The following is a 17,944-nucleotide window of genomic DNA, read 5'->3' on the forward strand; positions in this document are numbered from 1 at the left end:
GCCGCGCCAGACGCGACAATGGCACCATGTTTGCACCCTCGCCCTCTTCTGTTGTCCCGCATGCCTATCAAGCGCTCACGCCCGACGTGGTGATGGACGCGCTGGCGAGCGTCGGCCTGTATGGCGACGGTCGTCTGCTGGCATTGAGTTCTTACGAAAACCGGGTTTATCAGTTGCACCTGGAGGACGGGTCTGTGGTGGTTGCCAAGTTTTACCGGCCCGGCCGCTGGAGCGAGGCGCAAATTCTGGAGGAACACGCGTTTTCCGCCGAATTGATGGAGGCGGAAATTCCGGTGGTCGGGCCGCTGCAGCTGAACGGCAACACGCTCCATCATTTTGGCGGTTTTGCCTTCAGCGTAGCTCCAAGCCGGGGCGGGCGACCACCCGAGCTTGACGACCCGGAGGTGCTGGAGTGGATTGGCCGCTTTCTGGCGCGTATTCACACAGTGGGCGCCGCCAAGCCTTTTGCCAGCCGCCCCGCATTGGACCTGCAAAGCTTTGGCATCGATTCGCGCGAGTGGCTGCTGGGCCATGACCAGGTGCCGCTTGATGTGCAGTCGGCGTGGGCCAAGGCGTCGCAGGATGCTATTAATGTTATAGCTACTCATGATTGTTTGACGGGGGCTACAAGCCAAAATGATCCTTATTTTGAGCCCATCAGGCAACTCCGTCTGCACGGCGACTGCCACCCCGGCAACATCCTCTGGACGCCACTGGATTTGCCGACAAGCGCCGGGCCGGGCCCGCATTTTGTTGATCTGGATGACGCTCGCAGCGGCCCGGCTGTGCAAGACCTGTGGATGCTGCTCAGTGGCGACCGCCAGCAGCGCACGCGTCAACTCGGCTGCCTGGTGGATGGCTACGAGCAATTCCGCGAATTTGACCGGCGCGAACTGGCCCTGATCGAGCCGCTGCGCACCTTGCGCCTGATCCACTACAGTGCCTGGCTGGCGCGGCGCTGGAGCGATCCGACTTTCCCCATCAACTTCCCGTGGTTTGGCTCCAGCGACTACTGGCAGGGCCAGGTGCAGATGCTGCAGGAGCAGTTGGAAGCGATGGAGGAAGCGCCTTTGACAGTCTGACGCGGCTGGCCGGAAAGATAATCTTGAATACCGAGCCTTTGCCCGGTGTGCTGTCAATTTTCAACTCGGCACCGTGGCGCTGCGCCACATGCTTGACGATGGCAAGCCCGAGGCCGGTGCCGCCAGTGTCGCGTGAGCGGCTGCGGTCGACCCGGTAAAAACGCTCGGTCAGGCGCGGGATGTGTTCCGGGGCGATGCCGGGGCCGGTGTCCGACACTGAAAACTCAGCCCGGTCGTCGGCCAACAGTCGCGCCCGCACCTGAATCTGCCCGCCGCTGGGCGTGTAGCGAATGGCGTTGCTCACCAGGTTGCCCAGCGCACTGAGCAATTCGTTGGGCGCGCCCATGATGTCACCCGCGAGCGAACTGTCGAATGTCAGGTGCTGCAAGGGCTCGGAGGCCGGGTTCATGACGGCTGACAAGGCGCGACCGTCCTGCTCCAGTTGGTGCATCAGGGCTGGCACGGCGATGCCCTCGCTGTCACTCGGCAGCGGGCTGCCCTCCAGCCGCGAGAGGACCAGCAGATCATTGACCAGGGTTTGCATGCGCCCGGCCTGCTGCGCCATCAAGGCCAGGTAGCGGGCACGTTCCTCGTCGTTGAGGGGCAAGGTTTGCAGCGTTTCGACAAAACCGGCCAGCACGGTCAGCGGGGTACGGATTTCGTGCGAGACGTTGGCGACAAAATCACGCCGCATGGCCTCGGCCTGCTCGACGGCCGTGATGTCGCTGGAAAGCAGCAGCAGACGCCCTTCGCCATAGGGATGCAGGTGAACGGACAGTCTGACCGGCCGCGCCGGTGTGCTTTCGCGCCCGGGCATGATGAGCTCATGGCGGTAATCCCGACTGGCAAAGTAGCTCGCAAATGCGGGATCGCGCACCAGGTTGCCCAGGTGCTGCAACAGGTCGCGCTGCGCATCCAGACCAAAATGCGAGGCTGCGGTCTGGTTCAGCCACTCGATTTGTCCCTGCGCATCCAGCAGCAGCACGCCATTGGGCGAGGCCTGCAAGGCCGAGAGGAAATCCTGCAGTCGGCGCTGGCTCTCCAGCGTCATTTGCTCGCGGGCGCGAATCAGGCGCCGGGCCCGGTCCGACACCTCACCCCACAAGCCCGAGCGCATGGCCACCTCGGACGCATCACCGACGCGCAGCCAGCGCAACAAGCGCGCGCCGCGCGAGGTATCCAGCAAAAACCAGACCACGCCGCCCAACACCACACCGGCCAGGGTGCTCACCAGCTCGCTGGTCGGCGCATGAGACGATGAGGTCGCGTACCAACCGACCAGGCCACCCAGGAGTTGGCACGCGATGAAGGAAAAAAAGCGCCAGAACATGATGAGGCTGCTGTTACTGCCAAACAGCGCGCAAGCTGCGTTGGATCACGCGCTGGCCTGCACCGGCGCGGCTTGAATCGATTGCGCCGTCAGCCGGTAGCCCGCGCCGCGCACGGTCTCCACCATCTGGCCGGCCTGGGCGCCCAGGGCCTCGCGCAAACGCTTGACGTGTACATCGACCGTGCGCTCTTCAATGAAGACGTGGTCGCCCCAGACCTTGTCGAGCAATTGCCCGCGGCTATGCACGCGCTCGGCGTGGCTCATCAGGTACTGCAGCAACTTGAATTCAGTCGGCCCGAGCTTGAGCGGCTGACCAGCAAACGTCACGCGGTAGGTGGCGGTATCAAGCGACAGGGCGCCAACGCTGACCACGCCACCGACTTGTTCGGGGGCCCGTCGGCGCAGCACGGCACGCATGCGGGCCAGCAGTTCCTTGGTGGAAAACGGCTTGGCGATGTAGTCATCGGCGCCGGCGTCAAGGCCCGCGACCCGATCGGTCTCGTCGCCACGGGCCGTCAGCATGATGATCGGTATCGCCTTGGTGCGCGGGTGGGCGCGCCAGCGTTTGGCCAGTGCCAGGCCGCTCTCGCCGGGCAGCATCCAGTCCAGCAGAATCACATCGGGCAATACCGCATCGAGTTCGCGCTGGGCACTGGCGCTGTCCATCGCCCAGGTTGGTCGAAAACCGTTATGGCGCAGGTTGACGGCAATCAGTTCGGCGATGGCCGGCTCATCTTCCACAATCAAGACGCCGGGCTGCTGTCTCATTTCAAAACCGATTCAATCTGTTCCATCGAGGTGTGGCGCACGTCCGCGCCCTTGACCACGTAGATGATGAACTCGGCGATATTTTTGGCGTGGTCGCCAATGCGCTCCAGTGCTTTGGCCAGAAACAGCAGGTCCAGGCTGGGTGAAATCATGCGCGGATCTTCCATCATGTAGGTGATGAGCTTGCGCACGAAGCCGTTGAACTCATCGTCGATCAGATCGTCTTCCTTCAGAATGGCCACTGCGGCTGTGGTGTCGAGGCGGGCAAAGGCATCCAGCGCCTTGCGCAGCAAACCCGAGGCCATATCGCCTGCCACCCGCAGTTCATTGGCCGGCAGTGAACGCGGCCCACCGCTTTCAATGATGGAGCGCACCATGCGCGCAATCTTGGCAGCCTCATCGCCGACGCGTTCCAGATTGGCGGTGGTTTTGGAGATGGCAATCAGCAAGCGCAGGTCCCGCGCGGTCGGCTGGCGCCGGGCGATGATGCTGGAGAGCTCGCGGTCAATGTCCACTTCCATCGTGTTCACGCGTGGCTCGGTCGCCGAGACCTGGTTGGCCACTTCGACGCTGAACTGGGACAGGGCAAAGATGGCCTGGTGGATCTGGGACTCCACCAGCCCACCCATTTCCATGACACGGGTCGAGACCGCGCTGAGTTCGCTGTCAAATTGGGTGGAGAGATGTTTTTCTGGCATGGTGGTTCCTTATCCAAATCGTCCGGTGATGTAATCTTCAGTTTCCTTGCGCGTGGGCTTGAAAAATATCTGCTCGGTGGCACCAAACTCCATCAGATCGCCCAGGTACATGTAGGCCGTGTAATCACTGCAGCGCGCCGCCTGCTGCATGTTGTGGGTCACGATGACGACGGTGTAGTCGCTCTTGAGTTCGGTGATCAGTTCCTCGATCTTCCCGGTCGAGATCGGGTCCAGTGCCGAGCAAGGCTCGTCGAGCAGCAGCACCTCGGGCTTGATGGCGATGCCGCGCGCAATGCACAGCCGCTGCTGCTGTCCGCCCGAGAGACTGGAGCCGCTCTGGGTCAACTTGTCTTTAACCTCACCCCACAAGGCCGCCTTGCGCAAGGCCCACTCAACGCGCTCCTCCAGGTCGGTGGTGTTGAGCGATTCAAACAGCTTCACGCCGAAAGCAATATTGTCAAAAATCGACATCGGAAACGGCGTTGGCTTTTGGAACACCATGCCGACCTTGGCCCGTAACAGCGCTACATCCTTTTTGCTGGTCAGCAGATTTTCGCCATCGAGCAAAATTTCACCTTCAGCGCGCTGCTCCGGATACAGCTCGAACATCCGATTGAAAACACGCAGCAGGGTCGATTTGCCACAGCCGGACGGGCCAATGAAGGCGGTCACTTTGTGCTCGGGAATTTCCAGGCTGATATCTCTGAGCGCGTGGAACTTGCCATAAAAGAAGTTCAAGTTCTTGACGGCAATCTTGGGCGCTGCATTCGTGACGACGGCAGTGTTCATGTTCAATTTTTCTCAGGTCTTGCTGCGGGTTAACACCCGGGCCAAAATATTGAGCCCGAGCACCGCCATGGTGATGATGAAGACACCGGCCCAGGCCAGCTTTTGCCAGTTCTCATACGGACTCATGGCGAACTTGAAAATGGTGACCGGCAGACTCGCCATCGGCCCACTCAGGCTGGAGGTCCAGAACTGATTGGACAGGGCCGTGAACAGCAGCGGTGCGGTTTCACCGGCGATGCGCGCTACCGCCAGCAAAATGCCGGTCAATACACCCGCGCTGGAAGCCCGCAAGGTGATGCTGATGATGACTTTCCATTTGGGCGCTCCGAGCGCATAAGCGGCCTCGCGCAGCCCGGCAGGCACCAGTTGCAGCATGTTTTCGGTGGTGCGGATGACCACCGGAATCACGATCAACGCCAGCGCCAGGACGCCGGCGTAGCCCGAGAACGACTTGAAACGCGTCACCACCACGGCATAGACAAACAGGCCAATCACAATCGACGGTGCCGACAGCAGGATGTCGTTGACAAAGCGTGTGGTGCTGGCCAGCCAGCCTTTGGGCTCGAACTCGGCCAGGTAGATGCCGGCCATGATGCCGATCGGCGTGCCGACAAACGTGGCGAGCAAGACCATCAGGAACGAGCCATAGATGGCATTGGCCAAGCCGCCCACGTCATTGGGCGGCGGCGTCATCTGGGTCAGGGTGGCGAGGTTGAGCCCGCTCACGCCCAGCCGAATGGTCTCAAACAAAATCCAGGCCAGCCAGAACAAGCCAAAGGCCATGGCCAGCAAGGACAGCGTGAGCGCCACCCGATTGACGAGCTTGCGCTGGGCATAGCGGGCCAGCCGTGTCTGCTCCAAGGCCTGCGCCTGCAGCAGCAATTCGCTGGTGCTCATGTCCTGGCCCCTTCATTCTTCTTCAGCTGTGCCAGCAGGATTTTGGACAGGGAGAGCACCACAAAAGTGATGAAAAACAGCACCAGACCCAGGTACATCAGCGACGCCTGGTGCAGGCCTTCACCCGCTTCAGCAAACTCATTGGCCAGGGCTGAGGTGATGCTGTTGGCGGCCTGAAACAGGCTGAGTGAATCGAGCTGGTTGAAATTGCCGATGACAAAGGTGACGGCCATGGTCTCGCCGATGGCGCGTCCCAGGCCCAGCATGATGCCGCCGATGACGCCGGCCTTGGTGTAGGGCAGCACCACGGTGGAGACCACTTCCCAGGTGGTTGCCCCCAGCCCGTAGGCTGACTCCTTGAGCAGTGTCGGTGTGATCTCAAATACGTCGCGCATCACCGCCGCGATGAAGGGAATGATCATGATGGCCAGAATAATGCCGGCTGACAAAATGCCAATGCCCACGGGCGGTCCGGAAAAAAAGGCGCCCATATAAGGTACGCCCGAAAACATGGCTTGCAAGGGTTGCTGCACGTATGTCGCCAGCACCGGGCTGAACACCAGCAAGCCCCACATGCCATACACAATGGACGGAATCGCGGCCAGCAATTCAATGGCGGTACCGAGCGGGCGCTTGAGCCAGGCCGGCGCGAGTTCGGTCAGGAACAGGGCGATGCCAAAACTGACCGGTACGGCGATCAGCAGCGCGATGAACGAGGTCATCAAGGTGCCGTAAATCATCACCAGGCCACCGAACTCCTCCTTGACCGGGTCCCAGGTGGTGCTGGTCAGAAAGTCCAGGCCATACCGGTCGATGGCAGGCCAGGCGCTGATGGTCAGCGACACCAGAATGGCAATCAGCATGCCTAAAGTGAATAAAGCCGCCGCTTTGGCCAGCCAGCCAAAGATGCGGTCCGCCATGGGGCCCGAGCGGGCCATTTTTGGCGCAGGAGGAAGGCTCATGACACGTCCGGCGGTTGGTTCAAACTGATGAAGAGAGATTTCACTTGCCGGAAGTGTAGATGACATGTTCCAGTCCCCAAAAGTGCCAGGGTACGTGTCAGCGCTGTTTTACTTGAACGCGACCGCTTTGCCAGATGCGTCCTTGATCTCACCCCAGGCTTTTTCAATATTGCCTACAACCGACTTGGGCATGGGCACATAGTCCAGATCAAGCGCTTGCTTGTCGCCGTTTTTGTAGGCCCAGGCGAAGAACTTCAGCGTTTCGGTCGCATTGGCGGGTTTGTCCTGCAGCTTGTGCATCAGGATGAAAGTCGCACCCGAGATGGGCCAGGCATCTTTGCCAGGCTGGTTGGTCAGAATTTGATAGAAGCTCTTGGCCCAGTCGGCGCCTGCGGCAGCCGCCTTGAAAGTGGCATCATCGGGCGCCACAAAATTGCCGCCTGCGTTTTGCATCAGGGTGTAGGTCATCTTGTTTTGCTTGGCATAAGAGTACTCCACGTAGCCAATCGAATTGGGCAGACGGCCCACAAAAGCGGAAACACCTTCGTTGCCCTTGCCGCCCGCACCGACCGGCCAGTTCACTGCCGTGCCTTCACCCACTTTGCTCTTCCATTCTGCATTCACCTTGCTCAGGTAGTTGGTGAAGATGAACGTTGTGCCAGAACCGTCGGCCCGGCGTACCTGTGCGATGGCTGCATCGGGCAAAGCCAGCGTCGGGTTGAGGGCCTTGATCGCGGCGTCGTTCCATTTGCTGATTTTGCCCAGGTAGATGTCACCCAGCACTTGGCCATTGAGTTTGAGTTGGCCGGGATTGATGCCCTTGACGTTGATCACCGGCACCACGCCGCCCATCACGGTCGGGAACTGTATCTGGCCTTTCTGGGCCAGTACCTCATCGGACAGCGGCATGTCAGAAGCACCAAAATCAACCGTCTTAGCGTCGATCTGCTTGATGCCGGCACCGGAGCCGACCGACTGGTAATTGATCTTGACACCCGTGGCCTTGTTGTAGTCGGCCGCCCATTTGGCGTACAAGGGTGCCGGGAACGAGGCGCCAGCGCCAGTGATTTCCTGCGCGCCGGCCACCGTGGCGTACGACAGGCTGGCGAGGCTGGCCACGCTTAGCAAAGCAATTTTGAAACTGGTTTTCATCGGGATACCTTTTGAGTGGAGTAAAAGTAAATCTCTGGACACTCGATGACTGTATGAAGATTGTGTGACAGTGATGTGACAACTCTCAATCGCCAAGCCGTTTGCCTGCGTTTTCGCACTGTCGACCCGCGTGCCCACTTCGAACCTGCGCCAGCTACCGGGCTGGGGCCTGAACTGGCGCCCGGCAGGGAACAGCGGCGATATAGCGGGCGTGTACTACAAAATTAATAGCATGCAGCGTAGTAACGACGGGGGCTGCAGCCGTTATTTCTCAAAGAAACTCACCCGACCAGGCATCAATGTGAACGCTGGCGCAACGATTCCGACGGACTCTGCCCAAACAACTTTCGGTAATCGCTGGAGAACTGGCTGAAATGCCAGAAGCCCCAGTCTGCCGCCACGTCCTGCACCGTCAGGGATTTGGATGAGGCTTGCCGCAAATGGCGGCGTGCACCGTTGAGGCGGATCAGGCGCAGGTACTGCATCGGGCTCATGCCCAGCACATCTTCAAAACAATACTGCAAGGTGCGCCGACTGACAAACAACTGTTCACACAGCCGCGGCACGGTGATGGCCTGGTCATGGTGCGCCAGCACCAGATCACGCGCCTTGGCCACGATGCGTTGACGGCGCTGAAAGCTGCCGCTGACCGCGCTGTCCACCGCGCGGGTATCCAGCAGGGCGAGCAGGGCGTTGACCAGGACTTGCTGACGCAAATCACGGTCGGTGCAGCCACCGCCGTCTTGCAGCAAGCCGGACAGCGTCTGCAGCAAGGACGCACGTGAGCTGCTGTCGACGTGCATCACCTCAGTGCCGGTCAGTTGCGCCCAGTCGATCCGGCAGCCGCTCAGCTCCGCCGCCTGCCACAGGGCTTCCCGGCGGATCACGATGCCGTAGATGGCGTAGTCGGGTGGGGTCACCAGCTCGAACTCGCACGCCCCTGGACGCACCATGATGGCGTGTTCACCCGCCAGCCGCCCGTTGATGCGGGTCTGGTCTGACTGTTCGGGCAGGCCGAACCAGAAGGCATCTGGCCAGACGCAGCAAGACTGGCGCACCGCCTGGCTGGTGCGCTCACGAAACACCTGCATCTGGGGCAAGTGCAACTCGGCCAGCGCGCCATGGAAATGGCCACGCGTGATCTGGTCGTAACTTTGTTCCCAATCGGTCAGGTTGTGCGCGTGCTCGTCGGCGTCAAACGCTTCGATCGTGCGAATCTGGTGCGTGTTGCCCACAATTGGCGCATCAAAGGCCATGGAATCGGTGTGGCAAGAAGAGGCAGGTGCCATGGTGTGCGTCCTCATGATTCGGGTTGCGTGGATTGGAGCCCTTGCGTATCGAAGGCGGCAACGGGGTTAACCCTTGTCAAAAAAACTTTGCCGAAATTCGATAACGCAAAAAAGCTGCCCTGGATAGAGTTCAAAGCAAGCAACTCCCATGCCCAAACTTTTTCGTTAATCCTGCAACCCTCTGCACCTGATTGGAGTTATCAAATGAATCCGTTGGACCCTTCTCACCACAGCGGCACGCACGTGCTCAAACCGGTGCTCAGCACCCTGCAACTCTGGGGCATCGCCGTTGGCCTGGTGATCTCTGGTGAATACTTCGGCTGGAGCTTTGGCTGGGCCTCGGCCGGCACCCTGGGCTTCACCATCACCTCGATTTTTATTGCCGCGATGTATGCCACCTTCATCTTCAGCTTCACCGAACTGACCACCTCCATTCCCCACGCCGGTGGACCGTTCGCCTACAGCAAGCGCGCCTTCGGCCCGGTGGGTGGCTACCTGGCCGGTGCGGCGACCTTGATCGAGTTTGTGTTTGCACCGCCGGCCATCGCGCTGGCCATTGGCGCTTACCTGAACGTGCAGTTTCCGGCGCTGGACCCCAAGCTGGCCGCGCTCGGGGCTTACCTGGTGTTCATGACGCTCAACATTGTGGGCGTGCAGATCGCCGCCACCTTTGAGCTGGCCGTGACGGTGCTGGCCATTTTTGAATTGCTGGTGTTCATGGGTGTGGTGTCGCCGGGTTTCTCCATGGCCCACTTCACCAAGGGGGGCTGGTCCGGGGAGGACAGCTTCAGCCTGGCGGCGATTCCCGGCATGTTCGCGGCGATTCCGTTTGCCATCTGGTTCTTCCTGGCGATCGAAGGCGTGGCCATGGCCGCCGAAGAAGCCAAAGACCCTAGGCGCTCTATTCCCGTGGCCTACATCACCGGCATCCTGACGCTGGTCGTGCTGGCCATTGGCGTGATGGTGTTTGCCGGTGGTGCGGGTGACTGGACCAAGCTGTCCAACATCAATGACCCGCTGCCCCAGGCCATGAAAATGATCGTCGGCGAGAACAGTGGCTGGTTGCACATGCTGGTGTGGCTGGGCCTGTTCGGTCTGGTGGCATCGTTTCACGGCATCATCCTGGGCTACTCACGCCAGATCTATGCCCTGTCACGCGAAGGCTATTTGCCGCCGTTCTTTGCCAAATTGCACCCGCGCTTCAAGACACCACACCGCGCCATTCTGGCCGGCGGTGCCATCGGTATTGCGGCTATCTACAGCGACGAGTTGATCAAGATTGGCGGCCAGACCCTGACCGCCAACATCGTCACCATGTCGGTGTTTGGCGCCATTCTGATGTACATCATCAGCATGCTCAGCCTGTTCCAGTTGCGCCGTGCCGAGCCCCTCATGGTGCGCCCGTTCCGTGCGCCGTTTTACCCGCTGTTCCCGGCCTTTGCGCTGCTGGGGGCAGGGGTCTGCATGGCTACAATGATTTATTACAACGCCCTGATCTTCGGCATTTTCCTGGGCTTCCTGGCCATGGGTTATGGCTACTTCCTGATGACCAGCCACCACCGTACCCATGCCCTGGCCATGAACAACATGGCGGCCGATTTGACCTGATAGAAGCACCGTGCAAACCCATCAGTACACCCATAGCGTCGGAGCCACAACCTACAGCTTTCGCGATTTGAAGGACCTGATGGCCAAGGCCACGCCGGAACGCTCCGGCGACCTGCTGGCGGGTGTGGCCGCCCACAGTGCGCAGGAGCGTGTCGTGGCGCAAATGGCGCTGGCCGAGGTGCCCCTCAAAACCTTCCTGACTGAAGTTCTGGTGCCGTATGAAGACGACGAGATCACGCGCCTGATCATCGACAGCCACGACGCCACAGCTTTTGCTCCGGTCAGCCACCTGACGGTCGGCGACTTCCGCAACTGGCTGCTCGGTGATGAGGTCGACAGCGCTGTGCTGACGGCCCTGGCCCCTGGCATCACCCCCGAAATGGCCGCTGCCGTGTCCAAGATCATGCGCAACCAGGATCTGATTCTGGTTGCCAAGAAATGCCGTGTGGTCACCAAGTTTCGCAACACCATCGGTCTGCCGGGCCGCATGGCCACGCGCCTGCAACCCAACCACCCCACCGACGATGCCACCGGCATTGCCGCCAGCCTGCTCGACGGCCTGCTGTACGGCAGTGGCGACGCGGTGATTGGCATCAACCCGGCCACCGACAACGTGCCGCAAGTGATCAAGCTGGTGACGATGATGAGCGACATCATCCAGCAGTACGAGATTCCCACCCAGTCCTGCGTGCTCACGCATGTGACCAACACCATCGAGGCCATCAACCGGGGTGCGCCGGTGGACCTGGTGTTCCAGTCGATCGGCGGCACCGAGGCCACCAACCGCAGCTTTGGGGTCAGCCTCGATTTGTTGGGCCAGGCGCGCAGCGCAGCACTGTCTTTAAAGCGCGGCACGGTGGGCGACAACGTGATGTACTTTGAGACCGGCCAGGGCAGCGCCCTGTCGGCCAACGCCCACCATGGCGTGGACCAGCAAACCTGCGAGGCGCGGGCCTATGCGGTGGCGCGCCACTTCAAGCCGCTGCTGGTCAATACCGTGGTCGGCTTCATCGGGCCGGAGTATTTGTTCGACGGCAAGCAGATCATCCGCGCCGGACTGGAGGACCATTTCTGCGCCAAGCTGCTCGGCCTGCCGATGGGCTGCGACGTTTGTTACACCAACCATGCCGAAGCTGACCAGAACGACATGGACGTGCTGCTGACCCTGCTCGGTGTGGCCGGTTGCAGTTTCGTGATGGGCATTCCCGGTTCCGACGACATCATGCTCAACTACCAGACCACGTCATTTCACGACGCCTTGTATGTGCGTCGCGTGCTGGGATTAAAGCCCGCACCCGAGTTCGAGGCCTGGTTGCAGAAGATGCAGATATTCAGCCGCGACGCGCAGTTCCGCTTGAACCCCGCCTTGCCGCCCGCCTTCCAGAGGGCGCTGTTGCGCCTGGCTTAGCCTGCCATGGACGATCCGACCTCTCCCGTTATCGCCAACCCGTGGGCCGCCCTGCGCCAATTTACCGATGCCCGCATTGCGCTGGGGCGCGCCGGCGTGAGCTTGCCGACGGCCGCGCATCTGGACTTCCAGCTGGCGCATGCCAAGGCGCGCGACGCCGTCCATCTGGCGCTGGATGCGCCGCAATTGGCGCAGTCACTTAATGCCGCGCGCGGCGATCAACAGGCCCCCTGCCTCCTGCTGCATAGCGCGGCTGCCGACCGCCCCACTTACCTGCAGCGCCCTGACCTGGGGCGCCGGCTCGACGCCGCATCGAGCGCTGCAGTGGATGCCCTGGAACCGGCACAAGCGCCATCGCCACGCCCGTACGACCTCGCGTTCGTGGTGGTGGACGGCCTGTCGGCATTGGCCATCGAGCAGAACGCCGCGCCTTTTCTGCGTATCCTGCAGGCCCGGATCGCGCCCGAGCACTGGTCGGTCGCCCCGATCTGCATCGTCAAGCAGGGCAGGGTGGCGATTGGCGACGAGGTGGCCGAGCGGCTGGGCGCAAAGGCGGTGGTGGTGTTGATCGGCGAACGCCCCGGTTTAAGTGCAGCCGACAGCATGGGCCTGTACCTGACCTGGATGCCGCGCGTCGGGCTGCTTGACGCCAGCCGCAATTGCATCTCCAACGTGCGCCCGGCTGGTCTGGGCTTTGATGAAGCCGCTTACAAGCTGCACTATCTGTTGTCACAAGCGCGCCAGCGGCAATTGTCCGGTGTCGAACTCAAGGACGAAACGGGTGGCGGCCCCGACCGGGTGACTGCGAATCAGACAAACTTCCTGCTGGACCACGCGCACACGCCAAACGAGGCGGCCCCACCGTCTTGAGGCGGCCGCGGCTCAGCGCCAAGAGGGTATGCACTGGCGCATAGCACAGCAGGCGCAGAAAACCACCGATGGCTTGCGGTATATTGCCCCGCAGCATCCAACAGCAACGGCACGAGACAAACAGCACGATGAACGTTACGCACAATCAAGGTGGTCCCGCAACTCGCGGCATTCTGGTTCGGGGCCGTGAAACAGGCGACGCGAGCGGGGCACGTCATGCCGTGCTGACGCTGCTTGACGCGCTGGATCTGGCGCCCCATGTGAGGGTTGAAGCCGGGGCCGATGCCCTGGGACCCTTTGTGCGGCTGTGGCTCAGCGACGACCGAGTGCAGGCCTGGGCTCCCGCTCACGACACTTTGCAGCTCTGCCAGACGCTGGCACTCGACACCCTGAACCAGCCCGGCGACCTGATGCGCGAGATCGTGCTGACCCTGCTCATGGGGCCGGTGGCCTTCGAGTTCCCCAGCCTGGATGAACTGGTGTCGGCGGTTCGCATCCGGCGCAACATCGTGCAAGCCGCACGCAAGACGACGCTGGCCTTTCACACCCGTGCGCTGGATCGCCCGCTGGACTGCTGGACCTATGACGAGGATCGCGGTTTCACCATCCGGCCCGGGGTGTCGCTGATCGCTGCCCTGACCAAAGCCACCCAGCCGGAAGTCTCGGGCAGCCTGTATTCGTTCTCCTGCTATCGCGCCACCGAATACGTGATCCTGTTGGGCATTGCGCAGGAGCTGCAGCAGAGCAACCCGGCTCTGCTGCAGCAGTTGCAGACGATGTGGACGGCCCGGCCGATCGCGTCGGGCGAGTTTCATGAGGTCTTTCTGCGTGAACAGGGCTCTATGGAGGAGCCCTTGCCGCCGCGTTATTTCGTGCCGGGTGACCGCACCTGGTTTCGTAACCCCGATGAAGCCTCCGCCGATGCCTCGGGTTTTGAAGGTTCGTGGGTCATGTACCTGGGCGGCGGCCTGTTCTGCAATTTCTGGAAGCTCGATCAGCCCTACACCCTGACCCGCAAATGCGTGGAGATCTACCACTGGCGACACGGACTCTATCGGGACGACAACGGCGACGAGCGCATTGACGAAGTCCGGATCGAGCCTTTGATCGAAGCCTCATTGAACGACCCCGCCGAGCGCCAGCGCATCCTGGCCGTGATGGAGCGCTACCGGGAGCCGCGCGGCGTCTACACCGAAGCCGGCGGCTGCATCGACACCACGCGTGAATTCGCGCGCTGGGTTCGCCCCGGCACGGCCGACCTGGTGTTGCCAGCGCAATGAATTCAGCCAGACCGGGGCGGCAAACGCACGTTGATGCCCTCAAGCTGCTCGCCTCGCAGTTGATTGTGTTGCACCACTTTGCGACGTATGGGCCGCTGGCGGAAGCCTTGAGCGAAGTTGCGCCCGCACTGACCAACTGGTTTTACGACTACGCGCGCATGGCGGTGCAGGTGTTTCTGGTGCTTGGCGGCTACCTGGCCGTGCGCAGCCTGGCGCCTGCAGGGCAATTGCGCCCTGGCGCGCCCTGGCGCGCCATCCTCCAGCGCTACCAGCGCCTGATCCTGCCTTTTCTGGCCGCCCTGGTCCTCGCCGTCGCCAGTGCGGCGCTGGCCCGTCAATGGCTCAGCGACGACTTCATCCCGGGCGCCCCCACCTGGGCTCAGGCGCTGGCGCACGCCGCGCTATTACATGGCGTGCTCGGCCACGACTCGCTGTCCGCCGGCGTCTGGTATGTGGCGATCGACTTTCAGCTTTTTGCCCTCATGACCTTGCTGCTGTGGCTGGGCCGCCGCCCGCGCTGGCCCCAGGCCCTGCTGCTGGGCCTGATGCTGGCGTCGCTGTTCTTTTTCAACCGGGATGAGGACTGGGACAACTGGGCCCTGTATTTTTTCGGGGCCTACGGCATGGGGGCGGCCGCCTTCTGGGCCGGCAACGCACGCCGTCCGGGCTGGCTGCTGGGCTTGCTGGCCGGCGTCGGGCTGCTCGCGCTGGTGCTTGATTTTCGCGAACGCATCACGCTGGCCCTGGCCGTCGCTTTGTTGCTGGGGCTGCTTCAATGGCGCCATCAAACGGCCGCATCCCCGCTGCGCCTGCCCGCATCGCTGTCACATGCGGTCGCCCTGTTGGGAAAGACCTCCTATGCCCTTTTCCTGGTGCATTTTTCGGTCCTGATGATCGGCAATGCGCTGTTTGCGCAGTTGGGGCTGGGCGCCAGCTGGCTCACCTGGCTGTTTTTGCTGGGCTGCTGGGCCTGCTGCCTGGGGCTGGCCGTGTTGTTTGAACGCTGGGTCGAGGCGCCGCTGTCGCGTCTGGGCTATCGCCGGAACAGGGGCTTGAGCAGTGCCTCGCCCCATCGCGCCATTTTATAAGTCAAATCGTGCTCTAGCCCCCGTGAAATATGGGTATGTAGCTATTAAATTAGTAGCAAATCAAAGCTTGGCCGAAACCCAGGCCATCACGCTGGCCAAGGCGGCTGGCAGTTTGGCCGGTTCGGTGCCACCGGCCATGGCCATGTCGGGCTTGCCGCCACCTTTACCGCCCACCTGGCTCGCCACAAAGTTGACCAGTTCACCGGCCTTGACTTTGCCCACGCTGTTCGACGTGACGCCAGCGGCGATTTGCACCTTGTCGCCCTCAACCGCCGCCAGCACGATCACGGCGCTTTTGAGTTTGTCTTTGAGCTTGTCCATGGTGTCGCGCAGGGTCTTGGTGTCGGCGCCTTCGAGCATGGCCACCAGCACCTTGATACCCTTTACATCCACCGCCTGCGTAACCAGTTCGTCGCCCTGGGCGGAGGCCAGTTTGCCCTTGAGGGCGGCGATCTCTTTTTCCAGCGACTTGAGGTGATCGAGCACGCCGGCAACACGCTCGTTGATCTCCACCACGGGCGCTTTGAGGGTGCCCGCCACCTGGGTCACGGTGTCTTCCAGATCCTGCAGATAGCTCAGTGCATTCTGACCGGTGACGGCCTCGATGCGGCGCACGCCGGAGGCCACGCCGCTTTCCGCCACCACCTTGAACAGGCCAATGTCGCCGGTGCGGGCAACATGGGTGCCGCCGCACAGTTCGCGGCTGGCGCCGATGTCGAGTACACGCACCGACTCACCGTATTTCTCGCCAAACAGCATCATGGCGCCGGTTTCCTGGGCCGCATCAATGTCCATCACGCGCGACTGGGTTGCCGCGTTGGACAGGATCTCAGAGTTGACGCGGGCTTCCACCTCGCGAATCTGCTCGTCCGTGACCGGCGCGTTGTGGGCAAAGTCAAAGCGGGTGCGCTCTGCATTAACCAGCGAGCCCTTTTGCTGCACATGTGCGCCCAGCACCTCGCGCAGCGCCTTGTGCATCAGGTGGGTGGCGCTGTGGTTGCGCTGGGTGGCGGCGCGCAGGCTGGCGTTGACATGGGCCGTGACCACGTCGCCGATCTTGAGTGCGCCGGATTTCAGCACACCATGGTGGCCAAATACATCGGCCTTGATTTTTTGCGTGTCGGCCACGTCAAACATCGCGCCGTCAGAAAAGATCGCGCCCTGGTCGCCGACCTGACCACCGCTCTCGCCATAAAACGGCGTGGCGGCCAGCACCACCACCCCGGCCTGACCTGCTTTCAGCTCGCTGACCGGCGTGCTGTCTGCATAGAGTGCTACTATTTTTGTAACTTCCGTGAGACGCTCATAGCCGACAAAGTCATTGCCGTCGCCGCTGTACTCCAGTGCGCGGTCCATGCGGAACTTGCCGGCGGCGCGGCCTTGGGCTTTTTGTTTTTCCATCGCGGCATGAAAGCCGGCCTCATCCACCTCGACACCGCGCTCGCGGCACACGTCGGCGGACAAGTCGAGCGGGAAACCAAAGGTGTCGTGCAGCTTGAACGCGACATCGCCCGGCAGTACCTTGGCATCGCCTGTCAGCGTCTCATCGAGTATTTGCATGCCGTTGGCCAGCGTTTCAAAAAAGCGCTCCTCTTCCGCTTGCAGCACCTGCGCAATACGCTCGGCTTGCGTCGCCAGACCCGGATAGGCCTCGCCCATCAGGGTCACCAGGTCCGGCACCAGCTTGTAGAAAAACGGCGCCTTCTGGCCCAGCTTGTAGCCGTGCCGGATGGCGCGGCGGATGATGCGGCGCTGCACATAACCCCGCCCTTCGTTGCTGGGCAGCACGCCGTCGCTGACCAGAAAGGCGGTGGCGCGGATGTGGTCGGCAATCACGCGCAGGCTCTTGTTGCCCAGGTCGGTGCAGCCGGTCTCACGGGCCGCGGCCTTGATCAGCGCGTCGAAAATATCGATCTCGTAATTGCTGTGCACATGCTGCAGGATGGCGGCCAGGCGCTCCAGCCCCATGCCGGTGTCGACACACGGCGCGGGCAGCGGCTTGACCGAGCCGTCCGGCTGCATGTCGTACTGCATGAACACGTGGTTCCAGATTTCGATGTAGCGGTCACCGTCCTGCTCCGGGCTGCCCGGGGGGCCGCCGGCAATGGCGGGGCCGTGGTCATAAAAAATCTCGCTGCAGGGGCCGCACGGGCCGGTGTCGGCCATCATCCAGAAGTTGTCGGAGGCGTATTTGGCGCCCTTGTTGTCGCCAATGCGCACCACGCGCTCGGGCGGCAGGCCAATTTCTTGCGTCCAGATGTTGTAAGCCTCGTCGTCGTCGATATAAACCGTGGCCCAGAGCTTGTCAGCGGGCAGTTTGTACACTTTTGTGAGCAGTTCCCAGCCCCATTTGAGCGAGTCGCGCTTGAAGTAGTCGCCAAAGCTCCAGTTGCCCAGCATCTCGAAAAAAGTGTGGTGGCGTGCGGTGTAACCGACGTTTTCCAGGTCGTTGTGTTTGCCCCCGGCGCGCAGGCAGGCCTGCACCGAGGCGGCACGCACATAAGAACGCTTGTCGGTGCCCAGGAACACATCCTTGAACTGCACCATGCCCGAGTTGGTGAACATTAGCGTCGGGTCATTGCCGGGCACCAGCGGGCTCGACGGCACCACGGTATGGCCTTTGGAGGCAAAGAAGTCGAGAAAGATCTTGCGGATGTCGGCGACGGAGGCGGGGGCGACGGTTGAATTCATGGCGTTTGGGCAATGGTTGACGGGTTTTTGGG

15 protein-coding genes are annotated in these 17,944 nt (G+C 61.7%); 6 read left to right on the plus strand and 9 right to left on the minus strand.

Going from position 1 to position 17,944, the window contains the following annotated elements:
• The first annotated feature begins 26 nt into the window (after positions 1-26).
• Complete coding sequence (locus RFER_RS02860; RefSeq protein ID WP_011462900.1) at positions 27-1,082, plus strand: serine/threonine protein kinase; 1,056 nt, start codon at positions 27-29, stop codon at positions 1,080-1,082.
• Here the strand turns inward: RFER_RS02860 and phoR are convergent.
• From phoR to RFER_RS02900, 8 genes are all read right to left on the minus strand, one after another.
• On the minus strand, positions 982-2,412 hold the full coding sequence (gene phoR, locus RFER_RS02865) for a phosphate regulon sensor histidine kinase PhoR (RefSeq protein WP_011462901.1): 1,431 nt from the start codon (positions 2,410-2,412) through the stop codon (positions 982-984). The genes RFER_RS02860 and phoR overlap by 101 nt on opposite strands.
• 45 nt (positions 2,413-2,457) lie before the next feature.
• The gene (gene phoB / locus RFER_RS02870; RefSeq protein WP_011462902.1) at positions 2,458-3,180 is read right to left on the minus strand and encodes a phosphate regulon transcriptional regulator PhoB; all 723 of its coding nucleotides are present in this window, start codon (positions 3,178-3,180) and stop codon (positions 2,458-2,460) included.
• Positions 3,177-3,878 (minus strand): phosphate signaling complex protein PhoU, encoded by a 702-nt coding sequence (gene phoU / locus RFER_RS02875; RefSeq protein WP_011462903.1) that lies wholly within the window; start codon positions 3,876-3,878, stop codon positions 3,177-3,179. Before phoU ends, phoB begins: the two co-directional genes overlap by 4 nt.
• Positions 3,879-3,887: 9 nt before the next feature.
• Entirely contained in the window at positions 3,888-4,667 is a 780-nt protein-coding gene (gene pstB, locus RFER_RS24430) for a phosphate ABC transporter ATP-binding protein PstB (RefSeq protein WP_011462904.1), read from the minus strand.
• 12 nt (positions 4,668-4,679) lie between these two features.
• Positions 4,680-5,564, minus strand: coding sequence for a phosphate ABC transporter permease PstA (pstA, locus tag RFER_RS24435; RefSeq protein WP_011462905.1), 885 nt, complete (start codon positions 5,562-5,564; stop codon positions 4,680-4,682).
• Positions 5,561-6,592 carry a phosphate ABC transporter permease subunit PstC gene (gene pstC, locus RFER_RS02890; protein WP_011462906.1) on the minus strand — a complete coding sequence of 344 codons (1,032 nt, stop codon included), beginning with the start codon at positions 6,590-6,592 and terminating at the stop codon, positions 5,561-5,563. The genes pstA and pstC overlap by 4 nt, the downstream gene beginning before the upstream one ends.
• A 42-nt stretch (positions 6,593-6,634) precedes the next feature.
• Positions 6,635-7,678, minus strand: coding sequence for a phosphate ABC transporter substrate-binding protein PstS (gene pstS / locus RFER_RS02895; RefSeq protein ID WP_011462907.1), 1,044 nt, complete (start codon positions 7,676-7,678; stop codon positions 6,635-6,637).
• Positions 7,679-7,974: 296 nt separating this feature from the next.
• On the minus strand, positions 7,975-8,967 hold the full coding sequence (locus RFER_RS02900) for a helix-turn-helix domain-containing protein (RefSeq protein WP_011462908.1): 993 nt from the start codon (positions 8,965-8,967) through the stop codon (positions 7,975-7,977).
• Between the two features lie 204 nt (positions 8,968-9,171).
• Between RFER_RS02900 and eat the strand changes: the two genes are divergently transcribed.
• The 5 genes from eat (at position 9,172) to RFER_RS02925 (ending at position 15,221) form a co-directional block, all read left to right on the plus strand.
• Positions 9,172-10,575: an ethanolamine permease gene (gene eat / locus RFER_RS02905; protein WP_011462909.1), complete on the plus strand. Its 1,404-nt coding sequence runs from the start codon at positions 9,172-9,174 to the stop codon at positions 10,573-10,575.
• 10 nt (positions 10,576-10,585) lie between these two features.
• Positions 10,586-11,983, plus strand: a complete 1,398-nt coding sequence (locus tag RFER_RS02910; protein ID WP_011462910.1) for an ethanolamine ammonia-lyase subunit EutB — start codon at positions 10,586-10,588, stop codon at positions 11,981-11,983.
• Positions 11,984-11,989: 6 nt separating this feature from the next.
• Positions 11,990-12,853 carry an ethanolamine ammonia-lyase subunit EutC gene (gene eutC, locus RFER_RS02915; RefSeq protein WP_011462911.1) on the plus strand — a complete coding sequence of 288 codons (864 nt, stop codon included), beginning with the start codon at positions 11,990-11,992 and terminating at the stop codon, positions 12,851-12,853.
• Between the two features lie 128 nt (positions 12,854-12,981).
• Positions 12,982-14,133 carry a hypothetical protein gene (locus tag RFER_RS02920; protein ID WP_166485643.1) on the plus strand — a complete coding sequence of 384 codons (1,152 nt, stop codon included), beginning with the start codon at positions 12,982-12,984 and terminating at the stop codon, positions 14,131-14,133.
• A complete protein-coding gene (locus RFER_RS02925) occupies positions 14,130-15,221 on the plus strand; it encodes an acyltransferase family protein (RefSeq protein ID WP_011462913.1) in 1,092 nt (363 codons plus the stop codon). Before RFER_RS02920 ends, RFER_RS02925 begins: the two co-directional genes overlap by 4 nt.
• A gap of 60 nt (positions 15,222-15,281) precedes the next feature.
• On the opposite strand, the gene alaS is transcribed toward RFER_RS02925, so the two are convergent.
• A complete protein-coding gene (gene alaS, locus RFER_RS02930; RefSeq protein WP_011462914.1) occupies positions 15,282-17,912 on the minus strand; it encodes an alanine--tRNA ligase in 2,631 nt (876 codons plus the stop codon).
• Positions 17,913-17,944 lie beyond the last annotated feature (32 nt).

The sequence above is a fragment of the Rhodoferax ferrireducens T118 genome, from assembly GCF_000013605.1.
In the GTDB taxonomy this organism is placed as follows: domain Bacteria; phylum Pseudomonadota; class Gammaproteobacteria; order Burkholderiales; family Burkholderiaceae_C; genus Rhodoferax; species Rhodoferax ferrireducens.